Origin of the sequence: Mesorhizobium loti CJ3sym (genome assembly GCF_000472785.1) — a bacterium.
GTDB lineage: Bacteria > Pseudomonadota > Alphaproteobacteria > Rhizobiales > Rhizobiaceae > Mesorhizobium > Mesorhizobium loti_E.
Map to the genome: position 1 here is coordinate 203,770 of NZ_AXAL01000006.1, position 23,408 is coordinate 227,177.

The 23,408-nt window shown below is 62.9% G+C and carries 23 protein-coding genes; 13 read left to right on the forward strand and 10 right to left on the reverse strand.

Translation table 11 applies throughout. The features are described from left to right. The first annotated feature begins 10 nt into the window (after positions 1 to 10). From rfaE1 to gmhB, 3 genes are read left to right on the forward strand one after another with little or no spacing between them, the layout of a single operon-like run. A complete protein-coding gene (gene rfaE1 / locus A3A9_RS0109705) occupies positions 11 to 1,501 on the forward strand; it encodes a D-glycero-beta-D-manno-heptose-7-phosphate kinase (protein ID WP_027058610.1) in 1,491 nt (496 codons plus the stop codon). A gap of 7 nt (positions 1,502 to 1,508) precedes the next feature. Next, positions 1,509 to 2,081, forward strand: a complete 573-nt coding sequence (locus tag A3A9_RS0109710; protein WP_027058611.1) for a D-sedoheptulose-7-phosphate isomerase — start codon at positions 1,509 to 1,511, stop codon at positions 2,079 to 2,081. Further along, on the forward strand, positions 2,074 to 2,730 hold the full coding sequence (gene gmhB / locus A3A9_RS0109715; RefSeq protein ID WP_027058612.1) for a D-glycero-beta-D-manno-heptose 1,7-bisphosphate 7-phosphatase: 657 nt from the start codon (positions 2,074 to 2,076) through the stop codon (positions 2,728 to 2,730). The genes A3A9_RS0109710 and gmhB overlap by 8 nt, the downstream gene beginning before the upstream one ends. Before the next feature lie 15 nt (positions 2,731 to 2,745). Here gmhB and A3A9_RS0109720 read toward each other — a convergent pair whose 3' ends face one another. Together A3A9_RS0109720 and A3A9_RS0109725 are read right to left on the reverse strand one after the other, a co-directional pair. After that, positions 2,746 to 3,540 (reverse strand): glycosyltransferase family 2 protein, encoded by a 795-nt coding sequence (locus tag A3A9_RS0109720; RefSeq protein WP_027058613.1) that lies wholly within the window; start codon positions 3,538 to 3,540, stop codon positions 2,746 to 2,748. A 239-nt stretch (positions 3,541 to 3,779) separates the two neighbouring features. Continuing rightward, positions 3,780 to 4,259, reverse strand: a complete 480-nt coding sequence (locus A3A9_RS0109725; RefSeq protein ID WP_027058614.1) for an Lrp/AsnC family transcriptional regulator — start codon at positions 4,257 to 4,259, stop codon at positions 3,780 to 3,782. 253 nt (positions 4,260 to 4,512) lie between these two features. Here A3A9_RS0109725 and trxB point away from each other — a divergent pair, with 253 nt between their 5' ends. The 3 genes from trxB to A3A9_RS38545 all read left to right on the forward strand — a co-directional run bounded on the left by trxB (position 4,513) and on the right by A3A9_RS38545 (position 7,247). Then, on the forward strand, positions 4,513 to 5,487 hold the full coding sequence (gene trxB / locus A3A9_RS0109730) for a thioredoxin-disulfide reductase (RefSeq protein ID WP_027058615.1): 975 nt from the start codon (positions 4,513 to 4,515) through the stop codon (positions 5,485 to 5,487). Positions 5,488 to 5,579: 92 nt separating this feature from the next. Next, positions 5,580 to 6,476, forward strand: coding sequence for a LysR family transcriptional regulator (locus A3A9_RS0109735; protein ID WP_027030549.1), 897 nt, complete (start codon positions 5,580 to 5,582; stop codon positions 6,474 to 6,476). Between the two features lie 255 nt (positions 6,477 to 6,731). Beyond that, the gene (locus A3A9_RS38545; protein WP_033838448.1) at positions 6,732 to 7,247 is read left to right on the forward strand and encodes a membrane protein; all 516 of its coding nucleotides are present in this window, start codon (positions 6,732 to 6,734) and stop codon (positions 7,245 to 7,247) included. A gap of 57 nt (positions 7,248 to 7,304) precedes the next feature. On the opposite strand, the gene A3A9_RS0109750 is transcribed toward A3A9_RS38545, so the two are convergent. The 3 genes from A3A9_RS0109750 to A3A9_RS0109760 all read right to left on the reverse strand — a co-directional run bounded on the left by A3A9_RS0109750 (position 7,305) and on the right by A3A9_RS0109760 (position 12,425). After that, positions 7,305 to 7,808: a methyltransferase family protein gene (locus A3A9_RS0109750; protein ID WP_027058616.1), complete on the reverse strand. Its 504-nt coding sequence runs from the start codon at positions 7,806 to 7,808 to the stop codon at positions 7,305 to 7,307. An 844-nt stretch (positions 7,809 to 8,652) separates the two neighbouring features. Further along, positions 8,653 to 10,704 carry an elongation factor G gene (locus A3A9_RS0109755; protein ID WP_027058617.1) on the reverse strand — a complete coding sequence of 684 codons (2,052 nt, stop codon included), beginning with the start codon at positions 10,702 to 10,704 and terminating at the stop codon, positions 8,653 to 8,655. A gap of 191 nt (positions 10,705 to 10,895) precedes the next feature. Next, a complete protein-coding gene (locus tag A3A9_RS0109760; protein WP_027058618.1) occupies positions 10,896 to 12,425 on the reverse strand; it encodes a putative bifunctional diguanylate cyclase/phosphodiesterase in 1,530 nt (509 codons plus the stop codon). A 234-nt stretch (positions 12,426 to 12,659) separates the two neighbouring features. On the opposite strand from A3A9_RS0109760, the gene A3A9_RS0109765 reads away from it, so the two are divergent. After that, entirely contained in the window at positions 12,660 to 13,055 is a 396-nt protein-coding gene (locus tag A3A9_RS0109765; protein WP_027058619.1) for a (R)-mandelonitrile lyase, read from the forward strand. 26 nt (positions 13,056 to 13,081) lie between these two features. Here the strand turns inward: A3A9_RS0109765 and A3A9_RS0109770 are convergent, their stop codons facing one another. After that, entirely contained in the window at positions 13,082 to 13,687 is a 606-nt protein-coding gene (locus A3A9_RS0109770; RefSeq protein WP_027058620.1) for a TetR/AcrR family transcriptional regulator, read from the reverse strand. 174 nt (positions 13,688 to 13,861) lie between these two features. Here A3A9_RS0109770 and A3A9_RS0109775 point away from each other — a divergent pair, with 174 nt between their 5' ends. After that, a complete protein-coding gene (locus A3A9_RS0109775) occupies positions 13,862 to 15,379 on the forward strand; it encodes an MFS transporter (RefSeq protein WP_027058621.1) in 1,518 nt (505 codons plus the stop codon). Between the two features lie 62 nt (positions 15,380 to 15,441). Here A3A9_RS0109775 and A3A9_RS0109780 read toward each other — a convergent pair whose 3' ends face one another. After that, positions 15,442 to 16,644: a pyridoxal phosphate-dependent aminotransferase gene (locus A3A9_RS0109780; RefSeq protein ID WP_027058622.1), complete on the reverse strand. Its 1,203-nt coding sequence runs from the start codon at positions 16,642 to 16,644 to the stop codon at positions 15,442 to 15,444. A gap of 217 nt (positions 16,645 to 16,861) precedes the next feature. Between A3A9_RS0109780 and A3A9_RS0109785 the strand changes: the two genes are divergently transcribed. The 3 genes from A3A9_RS0109785 to A3A9_RS0109795 all read left to right on the forward strand — a co-directional run bounded on the left by A3A9_RS0109785 (position 16,862) and on the right by A3A9_RS0109795 (position 19,377). Beyond that, positions 16,862 to 17,752, forward strand: coding sequence for an EAL domain-containing protein (locus A3A9_RS0109785; protein ID WP_027058623.1), 891 nt, complete (start codon positions 16,862 to 16,864; stop codon positions 17,750 to 17,752). Beyond that, a complete protein-coding gene (locus A3A9_RS0109790) occupies positions 17,749 to 18,597 on the forward strand; it encodes an EAL domain-containing protein (protein WP_027058624.1) in 849 nt (282 codons plus the stop codon). The genes A3A9_RS0109785 and A3A9_RS0109790 overlap by 4 nt, the downstream gene beginning before the upstream one ends. Positions 18,598 to 18,768: 171 nt before the next feature. Further along, positions 18,769 to 19,377: a glutathione S-transferase family protein gene (locus A3A9_RS0109795; RefSeq protein ID WP_027058625.1), complete on the forward strand. Its 609-nt coding sequence runs from the start codon at positions 18,769 to 18,771 to the stop codon at positions 19,375 to 19,377. Positions 19,378 to 19,779: 402 nt separating this feature from the next. On the opposite strand, the gene A3A9_RS0109800 is transcribed toward A3A9_RS0109795, so the two are convergent. Continuing rightward, positions 19,780 to 19,992: a cold-shock protein gene (locus tag A3A9_RS0109800; RefSeq protein WP_010910991.1), complete on the reverse strand. Its 213-nt coding sequence runs from the start codon at positions 19,990 to 19,992 to the stop codon at positions 19,780 to 19,782. A 276-nt stretch (positions 19,993 to 20,268) separates the two neighbouring features. Between A3A9_RS0109800 and A3A9_RS0109810 the strand changes: the two genes are divergently transcribed. Further along, positions 20,269 to 20,595, forward strand: a complete 327-nt coding sequence (locus tag A3A9_RS0109810; RefSeq protein WP_027030538.1) for a hypothetical protein — start codon at positions 20,269 to 20,271, stop codon at positions 20,593 to 20,595. Between the two features lie 69 nt (positions 20,596 to 20,664). Here A3A9_RS0109810 and A3A9_RS0109815 read toward each other — a convergent pair whose 3' ends face one another. Continuing rightward, positions 20,665 to 21,555, reverse strand: coding sequence for a LysR family transcriptional regulator (locus A3A9_RS0109815; RefSeq protein WP_027058626.1), 891 nt, complete (start codon positions 21,553 to 21,555; stop codon positions 20,665 to 20,667). Between the two features lie 163 nt (positions 21,556 to 21,718). On the opposite strand from A3A9_RS0109815, the gene A3A9_RS0109820 reads away from it, so the two are divergent. Then, positions 21,719 to 22,621, forward strand: coding sequence for an MBL fold metallo-hydrolase (locus tag A3A9_RS0109820; RefSeq protein ID WP_027058627.1), 903 nt, complete (start codon positions 21,719 to 21,721; stop codon positions 22,619 to 22,621). A 120-nt stretch (positions 22,622 to 22,741) separates the two neighbouring features. Here the strand turns inward: A3A9_RS0109820 and A3A9_RS0109825 are convergent, their stop codons facing one another. Continuing rightward, complete coding sequence (locus tag A3A9_RS0109825) at positions 22,742 to 23,311, reverse strand: methylated-DNA--[protein]-cysteine S-methyltransferase (RefSeq protein WP_027058628.1); 570 nt, start codon at positions 23,309 to 23,311, stop codon at positions 22,742 to 22,744. Between the last annotated feature and the right edge of the window lie 97 nt (positions 23,312 to 23,408).

Sequence of the window (23,408 nt, forward strand, 5' to 3'; positions counted from 1 at the left end):
TGCCAGTGACATGATCAAGCACAATCCGCCTTCTCCCGAACCCTTGCACCGCGCCATTGCGCGCTTTGGCGGCGTCACCGTGCTGGTGGTCGGCGACCTCATCCTCGACCGTTTCGTCAATGGCGTCATCGAACGGATTTCTCCGGAAGCACCGATCCCGGTGCTGCATGGGCGTGGCGAAAGCTCGGCCATGGGCGGCGCCGGCAACGTCGTGGCCAACATCGTCTCGCTCGGCGCGCGTGCCATTCCGGTTTCGGTGATCGGCACGGACACGGCCGGCGACAGCCTGGTGCGGATGCTCGGCGAGCTTGGCGCCGAGACAGCGGGCCTTTCGCAGCGGCGCGGCCGCATGACGTCGTCGAAGAGCCGCTTCAGCGCGCTCAACCAGCAGGTGCTGCGCTTCGACGAGGAAGAGATCAAGCCGCTGGACGAGGCGGAGCGGGCGGGGCTGATCCGCCATTTGCGCGCGGCGCTCAGGGAGGCCGACATCGTCATCCTCTCCGATTACGGCAAGGGCATCCTGCTCGACGGCGTCGCCGCCGAACTGATTGCCATCTGCCGCGAGGCGGGCAAGCCGGTGCTGGTCGACCCGAAGGGGCGCGACTATGCCCGCTATGCCGGTGCGACTGCCATTACCCCAAACCGCAAGGAGCTTGGCGAGGCGGTCGGCCATGCGGTGTTCGCCGACGACGAGATCATCGCGGCGGCACGCCAGCTGATTGCGGCGCACGGCTTCGACTTCGTCGTCGCCACCCGCAGCGAAAAGGGGATGAGCGTGGTTGGCCCCGATGAGGCGCGCCACATCGCCACCCAGGCGCGCGAAGTGTTTGACGTTTCCGGTGCTGGCGACACGGTGATCGCCACCTTCGCGCTCTCTCTCGCGGCGGGCGCCGATCGCGTGCAGGCCGCGGTTATCGCCAATGCAGCTGGCGGCGTTGTGGTGGGCAAACGCGGTACCGCGCGTTTGACGGTCGAGGAACTCACCGGCGCGCTGTTCCGCTCGCACGGACCGACCGCCCACAAGGATGCCATCCTCGATGCCACATCGGCGGCGCGCATGGTGGCGGCGTGGAAGGAAGAGGGCCTGAGCGTCGGTTTCACCAATGGCTGCTTCGACATATTGCATGCCGGCCATGTCAGTCTCTTGCACGCGGCGCGCAGCCAGTGCGACCGGCTGGTGCTCGGCCTCAACAGCGATGCCTCGGTGCGGCGGCTGAAAGGGGCGGGCCGCCCGGTCAACGACCAGCATGACCGCGCCTGCGTGCTCGCGGCCCTGGCCTCGGTCGATGCCGTCGTAGTCTTCGAGGAGGATACGCCGCTGGCGCTGATTGAGGCGCTTTTGCCCGACATATTGGTCAAGGGCGCGGACTATACGATCGACACAGTGGTCGGCGCCGATGTGGTGCAGAAGGCCGGCGGGCGCGTCGTGCTGGTCGATCTCGTCGCCGGCAAGAGCACCACCAGCACCATCGGCAAATTGCGCGCCGGCTCTACAAACTGAGGGTTTCATGTCCGAACTGAACGACTATCTGGTCCGCTCGGCGGAAGCGATTTCAGCCATGGTCGAGCGGGATCTCACCAGCGAGATGGAGCGGGCGGCGAGCACTGTCGTGACGGCGCTTTCGTCCGGGAAAGCCCTCCTGATTGCTGGCAATGGTGGCTCGGCCAGCGATGCGATCCATATTGCCGGAGAACTGGTCGGCCGCTTCCTGAAAGAGCGCAAGGCCTATAATGTCATCGCGCTGCCGGCCAATGCGGCTGTGCTGACCGCCTGGGGCAACGACTACGGCTTCGACACGGTGTTTTCGCGCCAGGTCGAGGCGCATGGCTCGGCCGGCGGCGTGCTGCTGGCGATCTCGACCAGCGGCAATTCGCCGAGCATTCTCGCCGCCGCCGAACAGGCGCGGATGATGGACATGACGGTGATCGGCCTGACCGGCGACACCGGCGGCAAGCTGAAGCCCTTGTGCGATATCCTGCTCAACGTGCCCTCGACCTCGACGCCGATCATCCAGCAGGGGCATCTTTGCCTCTATCATTATCTCTGCGAAGTGGTCGAAGCGCGCCTGCACAATGGCTGATAGGGCTGACGGGACACCGCTTCAGCTGACCGAGCCGGGTGTGTGGGTCGAGCGCGTCGGCGGCCGGGTTTTCCCAAAGCACCTGCCGGCGCTGTTCCTCGACCGTGACGGCACCATCAACGTCGACACCGACTATCCCAGCGACCCGGCCGAAATCGTGCTGCGCGACAACATCATGCCGGCGATCGCGGCGGCCAACCGGGCGGGTGTTCCGGTCGTCGTGGTGACAAATCAGTCCGGTATCGCGCGCGGCTATTTCGACTGGAGCGTTTTCGCTGAAGTGAACGGCCGCGTGCTCGAGTTGTTGGGCGATCAGGGCGTGCTCGTCGACATGGTGCTCGCCTGCGCCTATCACGAGGCGGGCGTCGGGCCGCTTGGCCTTGCTGATCATCCGATGCGCAAGCCCAATCCGGGCATGCTGATCGAAGCGGGCAGACGCCTTGATCTCGATCTCCAGCGCTCCCTGATTGTCGGCGACAAGCTGGCCGATATGCAGGCAGGCAAGCGCGCCGGGCTGGCACAGGGCTGGCTGGTGGACGGCGACGCGGCGGTTCAACCCGGCTTCACCATCAGGCGCCTGCACGACCGGGATGACTTGGCTGGTCTTATCACCGCCATTGAAACGATAGGCGGGGACAACAGGTCCTGATCCTGCCCGGACGGCTCACACCTGATCCTTGCCCTCTGACGCTTCGTAGAGCTTGGCTTCGGTGGCGAAGGAATAGATCATCACCGACATCGAGTAGACGAAGCCGTGCCGGCCGCACAGGAAGTAGCGCTTGGCCAGGTAGAATTTCAGGAAGTTGCCGAACGGCGAAAAGACCAGCCGGACCAGACGGGGCTTCTTCCCCCTCTCGACCAGCGTGGCGACCTTAAGGCTGGAGTAGGTGTTGGCTCTTGCCATGTCCTCCGCGACCGTCACTTCGCGGCGATGCAGGAGGACGCCGCTCTCGATCGTGCGGGTTTCGCCTGGAACCTCGAACGATTCATGCACCCGCAGGCTCAGGTCCATGGTGGCCTTGTCGCGGCGGAAGAGGCGCAGCAGCCTGTTGTGCAGCACCCAGCGGTGCGCATAGCCATAGCCCTTCAGCTTGTCACGGCGTCTTATGTACCATCCGTCGACGGCATCATTGCCGGGCTGAGTCACGGCAATGATCGACTTGCGAAGGACGTCGTCGACGGCCTCGTCGGCTTCGATCGCCAGGCACCATGGCTGCGTGGCGTGATCGAGCGAGAATTGGCGCTGGCGGGGAAAACCCGGCCAGTCATTGTGCAGCAGCCTTATCGGATAGCCCTTGGCGATGAATTCCCGAACGACGTCAAGCGTCGCGTCCTTGGAGCCTGAATCGACGACGATGATTTCGGCGCAGAAGTCGACGCTCTCCAGGCACGCGCCTATCATGCCGGCCTCGTTCATGCAGATGATAAGCGCCGAAACCGGGCTTGCAAATCGGGTCATGGTCCCCTTCCCATGGCGGGTCTCCCGCGGAACGGTGCTGCTTGCGCTATCGGTCCTCAAGCAACTCCGGGCGAAAAAGCGTTACACATTTTTTCAGGAAATGCTTTAGAAACCGATCGGGCTGCGGAGTTCGGCTGACCTACCATCCTTGTATATCAGCGTCTGTTAAATATCATCGCGGCGCCGGTGTGGCGAAAGTCAGGAATTAGCAGCCCAGACGCACAGGGACACGCCCGGCCTCAGGGGCGCTCGAACGAGACCAGGCCTTCATCCTTGACCCGGCGGATGGTGAGCGCGGTGCGCACCGTGTCGACGTTCGGCGTCGAGGTCAGTTCCTCGATGACGAAGGTCTGGAAGGCGCCGAGGTCGCTGGCCACGCAGTGCAGCAGGAAGTCGGATTCCCCAGACACCATCCAGGCATCGCGCACGATCGGCCAGCCGCGCGTGCGCTCGGCGAAGGTCCGCAGTTCGGCATCGGCCTGGTGATGCAGACCGACCAGGCAGAAGGCGACGACATCGAGGCCGAGCGCCGGCGCATTAAGCAGCGCGCGGTAGCCGCGGATGATGCCGGCTTCCTCCAGCCGCTTGACGCGGCGCAGACAGGGCGGGGCCGAAATGCCGACCCGGCTCGACAGTTCGACGTTGGTCATGCGCCCGTCCGCCTGCAACTCGCGCAGGATCTTCCAGTCGATGGTGTCGAGGTCGGCTTTCAGGGGCATGGCTGTCTCAGCTCGGCGCAAGAATCTTTCGCGATTTTGTAATTAAACGACTTTTGTGTTGGCGCCAGCCCTCATCAACGCGATTTTTGATCGGTAACGAAAACTGCCATCGTGCGAATAACCGCTTGGGCCGAAGCTTTCCGGGGACGACGGCCTCTTCGTCTTGCTGGCGTGGTTGGCAACCCTTACATTAAGTGCGAATTCCACGTCTTTTCCTAAGGCATACTCCTTGTCTGCCCCGCTGAGGCTTTAAATGACCACCAAGCACGCGCCTGTTCTCATCATCGGTTCCGGTCCGGCAGGCTATACGGCCGCGGTCTACGCCGCACGCGCCATGCTGAAGCCGATGCTGGTTGCCGGCCTGCAGCAGGGCGGCCAGCTGATGATCACCACCGATGTCGAAAACTATCCCGGCTTCGCCGACCCGATCCAGGGCCCGTGGCTGATGGAGCAGATGCTCAAGCAGGCCGAGCATGTCGGCACCGACATCATCAACGACATCATCACCGAGGTCGACCTCAACGTGCGGCCGTTCCGCGCCAAGGGCGATTCCGGCACCACCTACACCGCCGACGCGCTGATCGTCGCCACCGGCGCGCAGGCCAAGTGGCTGGGCATTCCGACCGAGCAGGATTTCATGGGCTTCGGCGTCTCCGCCTGCGCCACCTGCGACGGCTTCTTCTATCGCGGCAAGGATGTCGCGGTGGTCGGCGGCGGCAATTCGGCGGTGGAAGAAGCGCTCTATCTGTCGAACCTCGCCAAGAGCGTCACGGTCATTCATCGGCGCAGCGACTTCCGCGCCGAGCGCATCCTGCGCGAGCGGCTGTTGAAGAAGGAAAATGTCCGCGTCATCTGGGACACGATCGTCGACGAGATCACCGGTCGCCCCGGCAAGGCGCCGCTGCCGCCCTCGGTCGAGGGGCTGAAGCTCAGGCATGCGGTGACAGGTGCCGAAACGCACCTCAAGGTCGACGGCGTGTTCGTGGCGATCGGCCATGCGCCGGCGGTCGAGTTGTTCGCGGGCAAGCTGAAGCAGAAGCCGAACGGCTACCTCTGGACGGCGCCGGATTCGACGCGCACCGACGTGCCAGGCGTGTTTGCCGCAGGCGACGTGACCGACGATATTTATCGCCAGGCGGTGACGGCTGCGGGCCTCGGCTGCATGGCAGCACTTGAGGCGGAAAAGTATCTCGCCGGCATTGAGGTGCATCGCGAAGCAGCGGAATAGGGGCCGCTTACAAAACTGTTAAAAAAGCGGCTTAGAAACGCCGTGTAAAAGCCTAATTTTTCATTCAGACGCCGAACGGAACGAGGGGAACTATGGCGTTGGACTGGGACAAGCTACGCGTGTTTCACGCTGCGGCGGAAGCGGGGTCGTTTACGCACGCGGCCGAGACATTGCATCTGTCGCAATCGGCGATCTCGCGGCAGGTCAGCGCGCTCGAACATGATGTCGGCGTGCCGCTGTTCAACCGCCATGCGCGTGGCCTGGTGCTGACAGAGCAGGGCGAGATGCTGTTTCGCACGGCGCATGACGTGCTGATGAAGCTCGAGACCATCAAGTCGCGCCTGACCGAGACCAAGGATCGGCCCTCCGGCGTGCTTCGCGTGACGACGACCGTTGGTCTCGGCGCCGGCTGGCTGACCGAGAGGGTGCAGGAGTTCATCGAGCTCTACCCCGAAATCAGCCTGCAGCTGATCCTCGCCAATGAGGAACTCGACCTCACCATGCGCCAGGCCGATTGCGCCATAAGGCTGCGCCAGCCTCAGCAGCCGGACCTGATCCAGCGCCGCCTGTTCACTGTGCATTTCCACCTCTATGCGGCCCCGTCCTATGTCGCCAAGCACGGCAAGCCGGCCTCGGTTGCCGAGCTCAGAAACCACCGCATCGTCACCTTCGGCCTGCCGGTGCCCTCTCATCTGTCGGAGTTGAACTGGCTGGAGACGGTCGGCGATTTCGACGGCGGCCAGCGCGTGCCGTCGCTGCAGATCAACGACATCTTGTCGATCAAGCGCGCCGTGCAGGGCGGCGCCGGCGTCGCCATGCTGCCCGACTATGTGATCTCGAAGGATTCCGGCCTGGTGCAGCTCCTGCCGGAGACCGAGGTGCCGTCCTTCGACACCTATTTCGCCTATCCCGATGCGATGAAGAACCAGGCGAAGCTGCACGTGTTTCGCGACTTCATCATCGCTAAGGCGCGCGTTTGGTCGTTCTAAGCCACCCTGCTCGGGATCGGTAAGCCTACCGTTTAGCAAAGCTCTGAAAGCCTTCTTCATGGAGCGCTTCCAGCAGCTTGATGTTCGTCGGCGTGGCAACCGGCGCGCGGCTGTTGTTGATAAGCTGTGTCGCTTTTGTGCTCTTCGCGACTTTGGCAATGCTTGTGCTAGTGTGCGCGGGGATGTTGCGAACGCTACATTCCATCTCATTCCTGACCAAATGAACCGACACCCGATCAACCAGCGGAGAGTGCCATGACTTGGGGAATTCCAACGGCTGCATTCGTCACGGTCCACGTCGTCCTCAGCCTGATCGGGATCGCGGCAGGCGTCGCCGTCCTCGCCGGGTTGTTGACAGGAAAAACATTCGGCAGATGGACGACGCTGTTTCTTGTTACGACGATCCTGACGAGCGTCACGGGGTTTCCGTTGCCGCCCCTGGGGATCGATCCGCCTCGCATCGTCGGCGGGATTTCGCTGATATTGCTAGGCATCGCCGTGACCGCGCTGTACGTCTTCAGGCTGGCTGGGGCCTGGCGTTGGATCTACACCAGCTGCGCGATTGCCGCGCTTTACCTGAACGTCTTTGTCGGCGTGGTGCAGGCATTTCAGAAGCTGCCGTTTCTTCAGCCACTCGCGCCGACACAATCAGAACCGCCATTTCTGATCACGCAGTTGGTCGTGCTCTTGATCTTCGTTGGTCTGGGCATCCGAACCGCAGTGGTATTTCATCCGGAACTTGGTCGAGGACGGACAAACGCCACGACGTAAAGCCGGGATGCCAGGTTCGACGATGCGCATGGCGCCGCCTTTGCCTTTATCACGGCATTAGTTGGCTCCCCGCCAGGGTGTCAGGCGCGGCAGCCAGCCGGGGACGTTGCGGCGATAGGTTTCGTATTCGGCGCCGTAGCGGCGGGCAAGCGTCGGCTCCTCGTAGAGCCTGACGAAGGCGCCCATGACACCAGCGCCGATGACGGCATAGGCGACAAGCGTCCAGCTTGAGAACAGCAGCGCCTGGCCGAGGATGATCGTCAGCACGGCGACATACATGGGGTTGCGGACATGGCGGTAGATGCCGCCGATCACCAATCTCTCGGTCGGCGCGACAGGGGCGGGCGTGCCCAGTCCCTCGAGCGCAAAACGGGCGAAGGCATGCAGCAGCACGGCGGCCGCGGCGAGGATGAGGACGCCACCGGCAAGGACGAAGCCCGGCACGGTGGACCATGGCAGGCGCCAGCGATCGCTGAGCAGCCAGGGGATCAGTCCGGCAACCACGCCAGGTGCTGCAATCAGGAAAATGCCGCTGCCGGCAATCGCGGAAAAGGGACGCATTGGCTGTTCCTCCCCTGGCTGCCTCAGAATTGAACGGTCGCTGCCTGTTTCCAGGTCATCATGTGTTTTCACCATTTGGGAGCAAAATCGGCCGCGAATGACGTTTTCATGACGGCAACAGCCCGCCCGCATGCTCGATTTCTGGCGATTCTGCTGGTCCTATTGGCTTTCGGAATGGGTTAGACCACAGCCTCCATCTTTTTGCATGCGTGTGTTGCAAAATAGATGCTTGTTTCTTGGGCATGATGAGCAGATATATAGATCATCTCCTGGGCGCGTTCTCCTCCCATTAGCGCCCTCGAGTGTTCCCCTCTGGAGGTTAGCCTTAACAGGCACTTCCAATCAAACTCAGCCGGATCTTCGTTGATCCGGCTTTTTTGTTGCCTGAACCCTGCTGGGGTGGCTGAGAAATTCACCAGAATTGCCGCGTAACAGTGTCATGTAACCTCTGGTAACATGACAAGGGCGCCGTCCACCTGCTAAGCAGATCATAGGACGCGGTGTGGTTCGGCCGGGAGATGGGGGCATCACTCGGACGACCCGGGCTCAGGCGGCTACCGCGTCCGAACCTTTTCCGCCACAACGCGGCGACTGCATATGCGGCGGACCTGCCGTTTCTCCTCCCAAGAAAACGGTCCGCAAACAAAACGACGTCCGGCCCCCCGGGCGTCGTTTTTGGTTTTGGGCATGTTGTTTCCCAAGCCGCGTCTCACTTTTGAGGCGACACGCGTTGGTCCTGCCGCATCACAAACTTTGACAGCTCTCAACGTTGACGCTGCCCCTCACTGTCCTGCCGGACATCTCTCCCCGTAGAGCGGGGAGAGAGAGGCTAATCTAGACGGAATCAGGCGGCCTTGCCGTTGGCGTTCATCGCGTCGTCGGCGAGACGGCCGGTGAGTTCGGCCATGTGATCGAAGGCAGCGCGATAGCTGGCGACGCCCGCTGTTGCCGAGCGCAGCTCGATGATCAGGTCGCCGATCTCGGCTTGCGGCATGGTCGCCTCGACGACATCCCATCCCGGCCAGTCGGCGCGTGCGTCATAGCCAAGGATCTGGCCGCGCCGCTGCGGGATGAGCGCGATGATCTTCGAGGTCGCTTCCGATGGCGTGACGATCTCGACCTTCATGACCGGCTCCAACAGCACCGGGGAGCAGGCGGCCATGCCTTCCTTCATCGCCAGCTTCGCCGCCATCTGGAAGGCCATGTCGGAGGAATCGACCGCATGGTAGGAGCCGTCCGACAGGTTGACGGCGACGTCGACGACGGGGAAGCCGAGTGGGCCGGTCTTCAGGTAATCGCGTACGCCCGTTTCGACCGACTGGATGTAAGTCTTCGGCACGACGCCGCCGGTGATGGTGTCGGTGAACTGGAAGCCGGAGCCGCGCGGCAGCGGTTTGATCTCGATCACCACATCGCCGAACTGGCCATGGCCGCCCGACTGTTTCTTGTGGCGGCCGCGCTGCTGCGCCGGTTTGCGGATCGTCTCGCGATAGGGCACTGCCGGGGCATGGCCTTCGACCGGGATCTGGTTCTTGCCCTCCAGCCGCTCGCGCACGACGCGCAGATGCATCTCGCCATGGCCAGACAGCACCGTCTCGGCCGAGTCCTGATTGTGGCGCAGGCTGAGCGAAGGGTCTTCCTCGGCCAGCCGCTGGATGGCGGCCGACATCTTGACCTCGTCCTTGCGCTCCTTGGGCCGCAGGGCGAAGGCGAAAACCGGCTGCGGCGGCTCGAATTGGAACAGCTGTTTGGCGCCGCCCTTGGCCGAGGTCAGCGTCTGGCCGGTCTTGATGTCGTCGAGCTTGCCCAGCGCCACGGTGTCACCGGCCTTGGCGGCGGTGAGCTTGAACTGGTCCTTGCCGAGCATCTTGTAGATGCCGGAAACCTTGGCGGTGTCGCCGCCGGGCAGCCAGAGTTCCCCGCCATCGGCGACCTGGCCGGACAGGATGCGCGACACCGACAGCTTGCCGCCATGCGGCGTGTGGATGGTCTTCATCACCTGGACCACGGTGGCAGTGCCATCGGCCAAGCCAAGCCGCTTGCGGGTCGCCTCGATGTCGGGCGCGTCGTGGCGGATCGCTTTCAAGAGGCGCAGCACGCCATTGCCTTTCTCCGCGGTGCCGATCAGCACCGGCGTCACCGCGCCATCGCGCAGATCGGCGGCGAGGTCGTCGAAGATCGCGTCCTTCGGCGGCTCGACCTCCTCGAGCAGTTGTTCCATCAGATGATCGTCATGATCGGCGAGCGTCTCCAGCATGGAGAAGCGGGCTTCCAATTCACGCGCCTTGTCGTCGCCTGGTATCTGGGCCACCTCGCTTTCGGCATATTCGCGGTAGATGTAGGCGCGCTCCAGCGCCAGGTCGATCGAGCCGATGACGATGCCGTCCTTGCGCAGCGGAATCTGGCGCAACAGCAACGGCACCGAGCTTGCCGGCTGCAGCATCTTCAGCGTGTCGCGCACGCCTGCGATTGCCTTGTCGACCTTGTTGAGAAACAGGATGCGCGGCACGCCGAGATCGTCGAGCTTGCGCATGATGAGCTGCAGGGCAGGGATCTTCTTTTCGTCGGCCTCGGCCACGACCACCGCGAGATCGCAGGCGGCCAGCACCGGTTCGGCCTCGAAGGAGAATTCGATCGAGCCGGGACAATCGACGAAGGTGATCTGCTCGCCCATGAATTCGGTGGTGGCGATCGTCGCTTCGACGCTCATGGCGTGGGCGCGCGCCTCCGGCGAATGGTCTGAGACAGTGCTGCCCGATGAAACGGGATTTTGTCGGGGGATGGCGCCCGTACGGGCCAATATGGCTTCGAGAAGTGTCGTCTTACCGCTTGCAAAGGGACCGACTATGGCAATGCATTTCGGTCCCGTGCGTCGTCCTCCGGCGCGAGTACCCATGACTGACCTCCACTCAGGCGTTTCCCTAGGGACCGACTGGCATGCATGGTTCAGGCGTGGTCAATCGGTCCTGAGCGGCGGCCGGCCTGTTCGACCGTCGCGGGCGGGGTTCTTTAGCCACCTGCCCGAAACCATCGTCCCACTTGTTTGCCGGCAGGGCAAGGAAAATAGAAATCCGGTGCTGCGCTGTTTCAGGCGCTGAGCGCCAGTGGTTCGGTGTTGACGGCCCGCAAGGGGCCAACCTTTTCACGCGGCGCCGGCCTGCCGAAGAAATAGCCCTGGAAACGGTTGCAGCCGGCTGCCTTGGCCAGAGCGAACTCTTCCTGCGTCTCCACGCCCTCCGCCACGATGGTGACGTCCTGGATGCGCGCGATCTGCGCGAGTGCCGAAACGAAGATCTGCGCCACCTGGTCGTGGGCAAGGCTGCTTATGTAGGAGCGATCGATCTTGATGCTGTCGATAGGCAAGGTTTTCAGATAGTTGAAGCCGCAATGGCCGGTGCCGAAATCGTCGAGCGCGATGTGGAAGCCGAGACCGCGCAACGCTTCGAGGCGGCGCAGGATTTCGGGCGTGGCGGCGGTTGCCACCGTCTCGGTGATCTCGATGATGAATTGCGCCGCCGAACGGCCGGTCTCCTTCAGCACGCGGTCGCACATGGTGACGATCTCGTCGCGCTTGAGCTGCTCGCCGGAGACGTTGATGGAGATGCGGCGTCCGGGGAAATGGCCGATGTCGGCGCAAGCCCGCTTGAACACCCATTCACCCAACATGTCGATCAGCGTCGAGCGTTCGGCGATCGGAATGAACTCGGTTGGCGAGATCAGCCCGCGAACCGGATGGCGCCAGCGGATCAGGCCTTCGAAGGCATAAGTCGACCCGTCCGGGTTGACGATCGGCTGGTAGTGCAGCTCGAGCTCGCCCAGATACACCGCCGCGCGCAATTCCCGCTCGACCAGGCGCCGGTAGCGCTTGTCGGACAGCATCTCCTCATCGAACACAGTGACGCGGCCACGGCCCGCCGCCTTGCTTTCATACAGCGCCAGATCGGCAACCAGCATCAGTTCCGTCGTGTTCGAGGCATGAGCCGGCGCAAGCGCCACGCCGACCGAGATGGAGAGCGGAATGGTCTTGCCTTCATACGATTTGCCGGCCCGCATGGTGTCGAGCAATTGCCGGACCTTCTTGTTGATGGTGGCGAGGTCGCTATGGGGAATGATGACGCCGAATTCGTCGCCGCCTAGCCGCCCGACCATGCCATCGGCGAAGATGCGTTCTGAACTCTTGACCAGGTGCACCAGAGCAAGGTCGCCGAATTGATGACCGAACGTGTCGTTGAGCTGCTTGAAATGATCGACATCGATCAACAGCAAGGTCGCCTCGCGCCGCTCGCGCATGGTGCCCAGGCTGTCGCGCAGCGCTTCGAGGAAATAGCGCCTCGTCATCGCCCCGGTCATGACGTCCCTGGTCAGGAAGTGATGTTTTTCCGCCTCGGCGGCGGCCGCCGAGCGCAAGCGATGGACGACGCTGCTGCGCATATACATCAGCGCCAGCAAGGCGAGGCCGGTGGCCAGGATCGAGATGGTGAAGGCGCCGCCCGGGGGCAGGTTTCGCGAGATGTCCAGGGCGCCGAGTGCCGCAGTGGCGATGCTGAGCAGAAGCAGGACCTGGATGCCGCGGTAGATACGGCCGCTATGGTCCTTGATCGTCGCCAGTATGCTCATCTCATCGCCCCCTGCAATGCAGGCACAGGGCTAGAGGCCAGCCGTTAAGAAGACATTGAATTCACCGTCTTTTCGTTCCCGATGCGATCCGTGGACCGTTCATGGTTAAGGAGAAAATCCCGTGTCTCGCACCATCGTGCGAAGGGGCCGGTTGCACCTGAATCGATATCGGCCGAGAATGCGTTGAGTGGCGTTTGCCGCCAGTCGCTTCACCACCAGTCCTGGGATCAAACGATGAAGATCATTGCTTGCGGCAGCGTGCCGACCATCATAGCGCCGGAGAAATACTTCACCGGCCGGGTGCTGCAGACGTCGATCATCGAGAGCGAGGCGCCGGCGCGGCTGAGAGCGACACTGGTCAGCTTCGAGCCCGGCGCGCGCACCCATTGGCACACGCATCCGTTCGGCCAGACGCTCTATGTCACTTCGGGCGCCGGTCTTGCACAAACTTGGGGCGAGTCGATGCGAATGATCAGGGCGGGGGACGTCATTTCCTTCGCTCCAGGCGAAAAGCACTGGCATGGCGCCGGATGGAAAACCGCCATGACGCATATCGCCATGCAAGAAGCGCTCGACGGCGTTCATGCCGACTGGCTGGAAGCGGTTTCCGGCGAGCAGTATGGCAGCTGAACCCTGACCGCCTGCAGACGGCAGGCCTATTCGGGCCGCAACATTCTGAGAAAGAGCGCCGACAGGTTTTCGGCAAGTTCGCTTCCGTCGCGCACACCGTGCTCGATCGCATGATCGACAATGCCATGCAGCCCGTTGAACAGCACGATCGCGGCGAGGTCGGGATGGTCGACCGACCATGCGCCGGCCTGTGTGCCGGCGGCCAGCAAGGCGGAGAGATCGCCGAGCAGCGGATTGTCGCTCTTCAACTGCCGCTGGTCGGGCCGGTGGTCGTGGAAGACGACGTCATGCAATTGATAGTCGTCGAGATAGGCCTCGATGCCGGTGCTGACGAAGCTCTTCAGGCGCCTTGGCCAATCATCGGGCGGGCAGGCCTCGATGGCGCCATGGATGCGGGCGCGAAATCCCCTGACGAAGCGCTCGCGCAGCGTCGCGACCACATCCTCCTTGGAGGTGAAATAGAGATAGAAGGTGCCCTTGGCGACTTCGGCCCGGCTGGCGATCTCGTCGATCGTCGCGGTGCCGACGCCCTTGGCAATGAACAGCGACGTGGCGGCACGCAGGATATCGTCGCGGCGCACTTCCGGCGGCTTGGTGCGTGGTTTCAGTGCCTTTTTGGCGACGACAGGCATAGGGTTCCGCTCACCATCCGGTTCTTTCCGCAACGCTGGCTTATGAATTTCCATTATCCTGCTTCTAGCAGTCGAGACAAGCCATTTTACAATGGTTCCAAAGTGGCTTACTTGTATTGACTGACCGTCGGTCAGTGGCGTAAATGGCTGCGAAAACTGATGTTTGGATGTGCCATGTCGAAGAACCGCCTGCCGCTCGTCGCCGCCGTCTATCTCGGCTCCTTCGTCGCTCTGCTCGACGTCAGCATCGTCAATGTCGCGCTGCCGACCATCCAGCAGGCGTTGCACACCGATTTCGGCGGCCTGCAATGGGTGGTCGATTCCTACACGCTGTGCCTGTCGGCCTTCATGCTGTCGTCGGGCCTGATCGGCGACCGCTATGGCCGCAAGCGCTCGTGGCTGGCTGGCGTCGGCATCTTCGTGGCAGGCTCGTTGATCTGCGCCATCGCGCCCAATTTGCCGGCGCTGCTGGCCGGCCGCGTGGTGCAAGGCATTGCCGGCTCGCTGCTCATTCCGGGCGCGCTGTCGATCCTGACGCAGGCCTTCCCGGATCCGCGCGAGCGGGCCGGCGTCATTGGCGGCTGGGCCTCGTTCGCCGCCATTTCGCTCCTCGTCGGACCGGTGCTGGGCGGCGTACTGGTGCAGACGGTCGGCTGGCAGAGCATCTTCCTGATCAATCTGCCGCTCGGCCTTTTCACCATCGCGCTGGGTGCCGTTTCAATCGAGGAGACGGCGCATCCCGACCATGCCCATCTCGACCTTGTCGGCCTGGCACTCTCGATCCTGTGGCTCGGCGCGCTGACCTTCGGCCTGATCTCGGCCGGCGAGACCGGCTGGAGCGATCCGAGGACGGTCACAGCCATTGTCGCCGGTGTGGTTGGCCTTGCGGTTTTCCTTGGTTTCGAGGCGCGCACGCCACGGCCCATGCTGCCGCTCGGCCTGTTTGCCGACGTGCGCTTTGCCGTCGCCAACGTCGCCTCGTTCGCGCTCGGCTTCACCTCCTACACCAGCGTCTTCTTCTTCTCGATGTTCCTGCAGCAGGTGCAGGGCTGGTCGCCGACTCAGACCGGTCTGCGCATGGCACCGGCCTTCATCGTCCAGATGGTGGTCTCGCCTTTTGTCGGCAGGCTGAGCGCCCGCTACGGACATTCCGCCCTGATGACAGCGGGCTATGTCCTGATCGGCCTCTCGTTGCTCGGCATGTGCTGGGCCGGACCGTCGACGCCCTATTGGGTGCTGTGCGCCCTGTTTGCGATTGGCGGCCTCGGTAACTCGCTGGCGATCCCGACCGGAAGTGCCGCCGCCATGTCCTATGCGCCGCGTGAGCGCTCGGGCATGGTGTCGGCGGTCATCAATGCCACCCGCCAGAGCGGCCTTGCCATCGGCATTGCGCTGCTCGGCGCCTTGATGAGCATGCGGGCGACGAACCTTTTGACCAGATATCTCAGTGATGCCGGTGTCGCCAATGCCGAGCGAGTGGCCCGCGCCGCCATCTCTCGGCATGATTTCGCGACCGACGCGGCGATTGGCGAGAGCGGCGTGCATCAGCTGTTCGCAGCGGCCTATGCCGGGGGTCTCCACGCGGCGATGGTGACGGCTGCGATCGGCGCGTTCCTCACCGCCGCCCTGTTGATCGCTGTCCTGGCGCCCGCCGAGGCGCGCTCGGCCAGGGAGGCGAAGCAGCAGGCGTGACGTTTCTGACAACAAAAAACCCGGCAGCGAAGCCGGGTTTTTCTGTTTGAGCGTTTACCCGATCAGGTCAGCGACGCGGTAAAACGCTGGATGCGTGTGCAGGCTTCCTCCAGCAGCGCATCCGAGGTCGCGTAGGAGATGCGGAAATTGGGGCCGAGGCCGAAGGCCGAGCCGAACACCACCGCGACGCCTTCGGACTCGAGCAATTCGGAGCAGAAGGCCTCGTCGGTGTCGATCACCTTGCCGGCCTTGGTCTTCTTGCCGATAAGCTGCGCGCAGGACGGATAGACGTAGAAGGCGCCTTCCGGCGAAGGGCATGTGATGCCGCGCGCCTGGTTGAGCATCGAGACGACGAGATCGCGCCGTCCCTGGAAGATCGCCTTGTTCTTGGCGATGAAGTCCTGCGGGCCGTTCAGCGCCTCGACCGAGGCCCATTGCGCGATGGTGCAGGCGCCCGAGGTCTGCTGGCCCTGGATCATGTCCATTGCCTTGATCAGCTGGACGGGACCGGCGGCATAGCCGATGCGCCAGCCGGTCATGGCATAGGCTTTCGAGACGCCGTTCATGGTCAGCGTGCGCTCGTAGAGCTTCGGCTCGACCTCGGCGAGGGTCTTGAAGACGAAATCGCCATAGGTCAGGTGCTCATACATGTCGTCGGTCAGCGTCCAGACATGCGGATGCTTCAACAGCACATCGGCCAGCGCGCGCAGTTCGGCCTCCGTGTAGGCGGCGCCCGACGGGTTGGACGGCGAGTTCATCAAGAGCCATTTGGTCTTCGGCGTTATCGCCTTTTCCAGCACGGCTGGGGTCAGCTTGAAGCCATTGTCGATCGAGGTGTCGGCAAACACCGACGTGCCGCCGCAGATCGCCACCATCTCGGGATAGCTGACCCAGTAGGGGCGGGGGATAATGACCTCGTCGCCTGGGTTCAGCGTCGCCATGAAGGCGTTGAACAGGATCTGCTTGCCGCCGGTGCCGACAATGGTCTGCTCGGGTCTGTAGTCGAGATTGTTCTCGCGCTTGAACTTTTTCGCGATCGCCTCGCGCAGCGGCACGATGCCCGAAACCGGCGGATATTTGGTCTCGCCACGGCGGATCGCCTCGATCGCCGCATTCTTGATGTTGTCGGGCGTGTCGAAATCCGGCTCGCCGGCGCCCAGCCCGATAATGTCACGGCCGGCATTTTTCAGCTCGCGGGCTTTCTGCGTCACGGCGATGGTGGCGGAAGGCTTTACGCGGGAAAGGGTGTCGGCAAGGAAGGCCATGACCTTATATCTCTCCTTGAGAAAATCGGCGCGGCCAGGAGCGGCCGCGGCGCTTCTCATGTCGCATGATTCCCGCCAGTGCAAGCCTTCTCGGCTGGGCCAGGCGGGACGGCGCGGTCAATGCGGCGTGATCGGCAACACTAAATTCATTAACGGGCGGTAGAGGCTTGCATGGCAGGATCGCCATCCATTCCGCCAGTTCGCGGAGCGAGGAACCGTGTCGCGCAGCATTGGGCTTGCCCATATCATCCGTCATGATGACGGCACCTCGTCCGGTGTCTGGGGCATCTACACGCTGCAAAGCGCCTTCCAGCCGATCTTCGCCTTCAAGGAGGGCAAGCTGTCGGTTGCCGCCTTCGAAGGGCTGATCCGGCCGTTCCGCAACGGCGAACCGCAATCGCCAATGGCCTTCTTCTCGACCTGTCCGGCCGCCGACCGCTTGCATGTCGAGGCGCTGACCAGGACATTGCATCTCTTGAATGCCGGCGCCTGCCTGCCGCAGGAGGCGTCGATCTTCGTCAATTTCGACCCGTCGGTGTTTACCGAGCGGTCGGTCGCCGACAATGCCTTGCGCGAAATGCGGCTGGTGCTGCACGAGGCCGGCATCGATCCGGGCCGCGTGGTGTGCGAGGTGACCGAGCAGAGGTCGGCATCGCAGGAAACCCTGCACAACTTCGTTGCAGCCCTTAGGGGCAACGGCTTTCGCATCGCCGTCGACGACTATGGCGCTGACGATTCCGACATCCACCGTATCAAGGAGCTGAAGCCCGACATCGTCAAGTTCGACGCTTTCTGGATCAACCAGCTGATGGAGTCCGGTGCCGGCTTCGCTCTGTTGACTACCATGGTGAAAAACTTCGAGGAACAGGGCATCCGCACGGTGTTCGAGGGCATCGAGGAAGGGTGGCAGTTGGAGCTCGCCGAAAAGTCCGGCGCTTCGATGGTCCAGGGCTTCGTGCTGGCGCGGCCGGAGCTGGCTCCGACCAGTTTTCGCGTCTTCGGCAAGACCACGCCGCAAGCCGTTCCCGCCACTGCCGCACCGACGCCCCCGGTCGCACCGCATGCGGCGCGGCCGGCAAAAGCCTTCGGGCGCCGGGTCGCGCCATGAGGTTGGAACGGCGGCGCAATGCCAGCGATGCGATCTTCGCCGACGAGATCGGCATCGAATATGGTATCGTTGGCGACTTCCGCCTGCGCAGCGCCTACCAGCCGATCTTCGCCCCGCATGGCCGGACTTTGCAGGCCGTGGCGGTCGAGGGCCTGATCGAGCCGCACCGTGCCGGCCGGGCAGGATCGCCGAAGATGTTTTTCGAAAGCATCGCCGCGTCGGACCGGCTGTTTGTCGAGACGATGTGCCGGGTGCTGCATCTCCGGAATTTCCACAACATCGGCGTCGACGGGCTCGATCTGTTCTTCAACTACAATCCGATGATCAACGACCATCCCGGGCGGGCGCTGGCCGAGATCCGGCTGATGAGCCGGCATCTGGGCGAGTTCGGGCTGGCTCCGCGCATGCTGGTCTGCGAAATCACCGAACAGGCGGCTGATGAGGCGCTTCTCGCGCGGCTGGTGCGCGAAATGCGGCGCGACGGCATCCGCATCGCCATCGACGATTTCGGCACCGGCCACTCAACCGAGGAGCGGGTCAGCCTGCTCCAGCCCGATATCGTGAAGATTGACGGCGGCTGGTTCGCGGAATTCTGCCGCCACGCCGCCGCCGAGCGGTTCTTCCGCCCGCTGGTGTCGAGCCTGCATGACCGGGGCGCCAAGGTGCTGGTCGAAGGCATCGAGCAGCCCGTCCATCTGCGCGTCGCGCTGGAAGGCGGCGTCGACCTGCTGCAGGGCTTTCTTCTGGGCCGGCCGGCGCTGGCCGGTACCATCTTCGGCGAAGAGCCGCTCGCCATCGATGCGCTGCTGGGCAGGGATAACAAGGTCGTGCCGCTGTTCGGATAGTTGGCGAAATCCGCGATGACAGCGTCCTTCTCCCCTTATAGTGACGGGGAGAAGGACGCGTCGCCGCCGGTTTAGCCAATCATCAGCGTTGCTGATCGTCACTCGCCAAAAGAAATCATTGGATGAAGCTACTGCCGCGGCGATAATCGCGTCTCCAAGTGAGGACCGTCCATGATACTTTACAGCATGATCGACAGCGGCAATTGCTACAAGCCGCGCCTGTTGATGGCCAAGCTGGGCCTCGCCTTCACCGCGATCGAGGTGAGCTCGCATACAGGCGACACGCGAAAAGCCGATTTCGTCGCCAAGAACCCCAACGCCATGGTGCCGCTGCTCGAACTCGACGACGGCCGGCTTCTGGCGGAATCCAACGCCATCCTGCTCTATCTCGCCGAAGGCACGCGCTTCCTGCCGGCGGACAGGTATGAGCGCGGGCTTGCCTATCAATGGTTGTTCTTCGAGCAGTACAGCCACGAGCCCTATATCGCCGTGCGCAAGGCGCTGCTGACCTTTCCCGAACGTGCCGGGGATGCCACGCCCGAGCGGCTGGCGGTGACGCTGGAGCGCGGCAACAAGGCGCTCGGCGTGATGAACAGATATCTGGAGACCAACGCTTTCTTCGCCGGAAGCACCCTCAGCGTCGCCGACATCGCGCTCTATGCCTACACGCATACGGCGGAACAGGGCGGCTTCCAGCTCGACGCCTATTCGGCGGTCATGGACTGGCTTGGCCGTGTCGAGGCGGATCCTGGGCATGTGCCGATCGGGTGGGTGGGGTAGGCGGCGCCGGTCGTTGGCGAAAGCGGTGCCGCAGCGTCCTTCTCCCCGTTCTACGGGGAGAAGATGGCGGCAGCCAGATGAGGGGCGGCGGCGACCTTTCTGGGTAAGTTCAAAAAGGGGCAATTCCGAAACGTTGGTGCTGCCCCTCATCGCCCTGCCGGGCACTTCTCCCCGTATAGTGACGGGGAGAAGGACGCTGTGGTCCAGACAACAAAAAGGCGGGATAAATCCCGCCTTCCCATGCTTGGTAGCCTGATCGGGAGCGTCCGGTCCGGGCTGGCAGCTATCTGCTGATCCAGCTTGTCGGGTCATTCCGCTCCAGCACGCTTCTCGCGCGACTGTCAGTACATCCGTGACTTGCCGCGCGCCCCGAACTCTCGTCCGGCACGCGCTATCGCAAAATCAGGCTGCCTTGCTCAGAGATCCAGCGGACGACTTGCCAGTGCGGCGGTCCTGCTCGATCTCGAAGTTGATCTTCTGGCCTTCGACCAGGGTCGACAGTCCAGCACGCTCGACAGCGGAGATGTGGACGAAAACGTCCGCGCCGCCCGCGTCAGGCTGGATGAAGCCGAAGCCCTTGGTGGCGTTGAACCACTTGACCGTTCCAGTTGCCATTTTAGATAGTCCTTCACATTTGCTTTAGATTGACCGGACCGAGGTCCAGCCGGTGTGCATCGAGATTTTGGAGATAGACGTCAGCAAACGCGATTATCGCGAGGCCCGGATCGATCGGCCGAAATATCAATGGGGCTGATATAGGCTGCTTTCGCACAAAAAACAAGACTGTGTGAAAGGGCTGTGATCAAAGGGTTGCCCAATGATTGCCCCAATCTGGTAAAAGCGTGGCATCAGGATCGCAGGCCAAGCGCAGCGATCCGCAGGGAGGGATCCATGAAAACCATTGTGCTTGCTGCCTGTCTTACGCTGGTGGCCGCCGAGGCGCAGGCGATCTCGCGCTATGACCCCACGCATATGAGCTGCGGCAAGGTGCAGTCGACGATCGCGCGCCAAGGCGCGGTGATCCTGCGCTACCAGTCGACGCGCGTGCCGGGGCTGCCGCTCTACGACCGCTATGTGCAGAGCCAGCAATTCTGCACCATGGGCGAGGTGAGGACGCGCGCCTATGTGCCGAGCGCCGACACCAAGTCGTGCCCGGTCTATAACTGCAAGCGGCCCGACAACGAGCATTTTCATCGGCGGTTCTTCCACCACCACTAGGCCAGACATCGACCGCACCGGAAGCCGACCGCCTAACCGAACAACCGCGCCTCTCGGCGGCATGTGCATTCAGTCGCGAATCTGTTCCATGAGCATGGACACGAACCGCGTCACCTTCTGCGGGCGAAAGCGCGCGGGCGGGTAGACCACGTGAATGCCGCCGGAGGGCAGCGCCCAGCCGGGGAGCATATGAACGAGACGGCCCTGCGACAGATAGTCGGCGACCAGATAGTCCGGCAGAACCGCCAGTCCGCCGCCAGCGAGCGTCGCTTCAAGGACGGCCGGGGTCGAGTTGATGGAGAACGTCTCGCGCATGGTGATGGTGCGCCGCTCGAAATCGCCTCGGCTGAAGCTCCAGGTGAACGGCTTGCGAAGGACGGAATTGGCAACAAGCGGCAAGGAAGAAAGGTCTTCCGGTTCATCTGCCTTAACCCCGGCGGCGAAATCCCGCGATGCTACCAGGATTTGCCGGAAGGTGCCGATGCGTCGCGCCTGCTGGCTTGAGTCTTCCAGCCAGCCGACCCGGATGGACAGGTCTATCTTGTTGCCGATCAAATCAATGATTGCATCGGAAATGAACAGTTCGACGCCGCAGGCCGGAAATCTCTGCCGAAAGCGGGCGGCGATCGGGGCCAGCACGATAGCGCCATAGTCATTGGACGCAGAAACGCGCAGCACGCCGGCCACTTCGGTGTTGCCCTCGCCAACCTCGGCGACCGCCTCTTCAACGTCCCGCAGGATCAGAACGCAACGTGCATGCAAAAGACGGCCTGCTTCGGTCGGCTCGAGCCTCCGCGTCGTGCGCACGAGCAGCGTGGTTTGCAGCTCGGCTTCAAGGCGGGCGACCTGCTGGCTGACGACGGCTTTCGTGATGCCAAGTCGCTCGGCTGCCCGGGTAAACGAGCCTGCGTCGATGACGGTAGCAAAATAGGCGAGGCGGTTGAGGTTGATTGGTTCCACGGGACGCCTTCGGTTGATTGTAGGCCTATGGCATACAGTCTGTATTATTGCACGCAGTTTATCAATTAATCCGACGGAGCTACTTTCCTCACCGTTCTCTCAATCGGCGGCAGACCCGCGGATTGCCAGCGCGACCGATCCCTTTCATTCGAGGAGCTGTTCCATGTTCACGAGAAGACAGATCATCAAGACCTCATTGGCCGTTGGCGCAGCCGCCGTCTTCGCTTCCGCCGGGCGCGGCCAGGCCGCCGGCAGCAAGCTTGACTGGAAACACTTCCCCGCGGGTCCGAATGGCTTTTTCCGCGCGCCGGTGCTGCTGTCGGGGCCAAGCGAAGCCCTGTTGATCGACGGCGGTTTCACCTATCCGGACGGCAAGGCGCTCGCCGAGGCCATCAAGGCGACCGGCAAGAAGCTGACCACCATCTATGTCAGCCAGTCCGATCCCGATTACTACTTCAGCTTGAAGCCTGTGCGGGAAGCCTTCCCGCAGGCGAGGGTGATCGCCGCTTCAGCCACGTTGGCAGCCATCAAGGACAGCGTGGAGAAGAAGCTTGCGGTGTGGGGTCCGCAATTGAAGGAAAATGGCCCTCGGGCGCTGACCGATATCGTCTTGCCCGAGGCGTTCGACGATCAAACGCTCACGATTGACGGCGAGACGATCGAGATCGTCAATGCGGAAGAGGGACTCGCCAACCGCCGGTATCTGTTCGTGCCGTCGCTCAATGCCGTGTTCGGCGGTGTGATGATCTTCGCGGGCGTTCATGTCTGGACCGCCGACACCCAGACCAAGGAAAGCCGTGCCGCCTGGGTCAAGACGCTGGATGCGGTTGCCGCCCGCCACCCGGCCGTCGTGGTGCCTGGCCATATGACGCCCGATGCCGAGACCGGTCCTTCAGCCGTGGAATTCACCAAAACCTATCTCCTCGCCTTCGAAGAAGAGCTGAACAAGGCAGCCGACAGCGCGGCGCTGAAAACCGCCATGGAAGCGCGTTTCCCCGGCCTTGGCATGGGTGTCGCCCTCGACATCGGATCCAAGGTCGCAAAGGGCGAGATGAAGTGGGACTGACCTAGCGACGAACCTCGACTTGATCCGCAGCCTCCAAGGAGAACGGCCGTAATCTTGCGGCCGTTCTTTCCCCAGACGTCGAATCGACCGAGGCGGAAGGGCAGCGTCGGCGTCGGCGTTTCAGAACCCGAAGGAAACCTGCGCCGGCGGCGGTGGGCCGACGCGCACGCCTTCCATGGCCAGCATCTTTTCCTTGGTGACGGAGCCGCCGGGTGCCGAAAAGCCGCCGATCTTGCCGCCGGCAGCCATGATGCGGTGGCACGGGATGACCAGTGGCACCGGATTGGCGCCAAGGGCAGCACCGGTCTCGCGCGGCAGGCCGGGCTGGCCGGCGCGCTTGGCCAGTTCGCCATAGGTGGTGGTTTCGCCGTAGCCAAGCTTTCGCGCCGCGTCGTAGATGGCGAGGCGGAAATCGTCGATGCCGTCGAGATCGACCGGCACACTGGTGAAATCGACGTCCTCGCCTGAGGCATAGGCCTGGATCGAGGCGATGAGTTCGACCACCCATTGCGGCTGGATGGTCGAGGCCGAAACGCCGGCGTGGCGCATCAGCCGGCGTTCCACCGTCTCGCGGCTGCTTTCGGGCAGGCAGAGCCGGATCAGGCCCTTTTCACTCCAGGCAATGCCCATGAAGCCGATCACTGTTTCTAACACTGCGTGGCTGGCTGTGATCGAAGCTGTCGTTTCCATCATGCGTTCCTTCCCGCAAAGTGGCGAAAACCGGCATTTGCGCTGGTACATATGGAGAACAATATGGCAGTTCGGCCCGAGTCCCGCCACCCGAAAA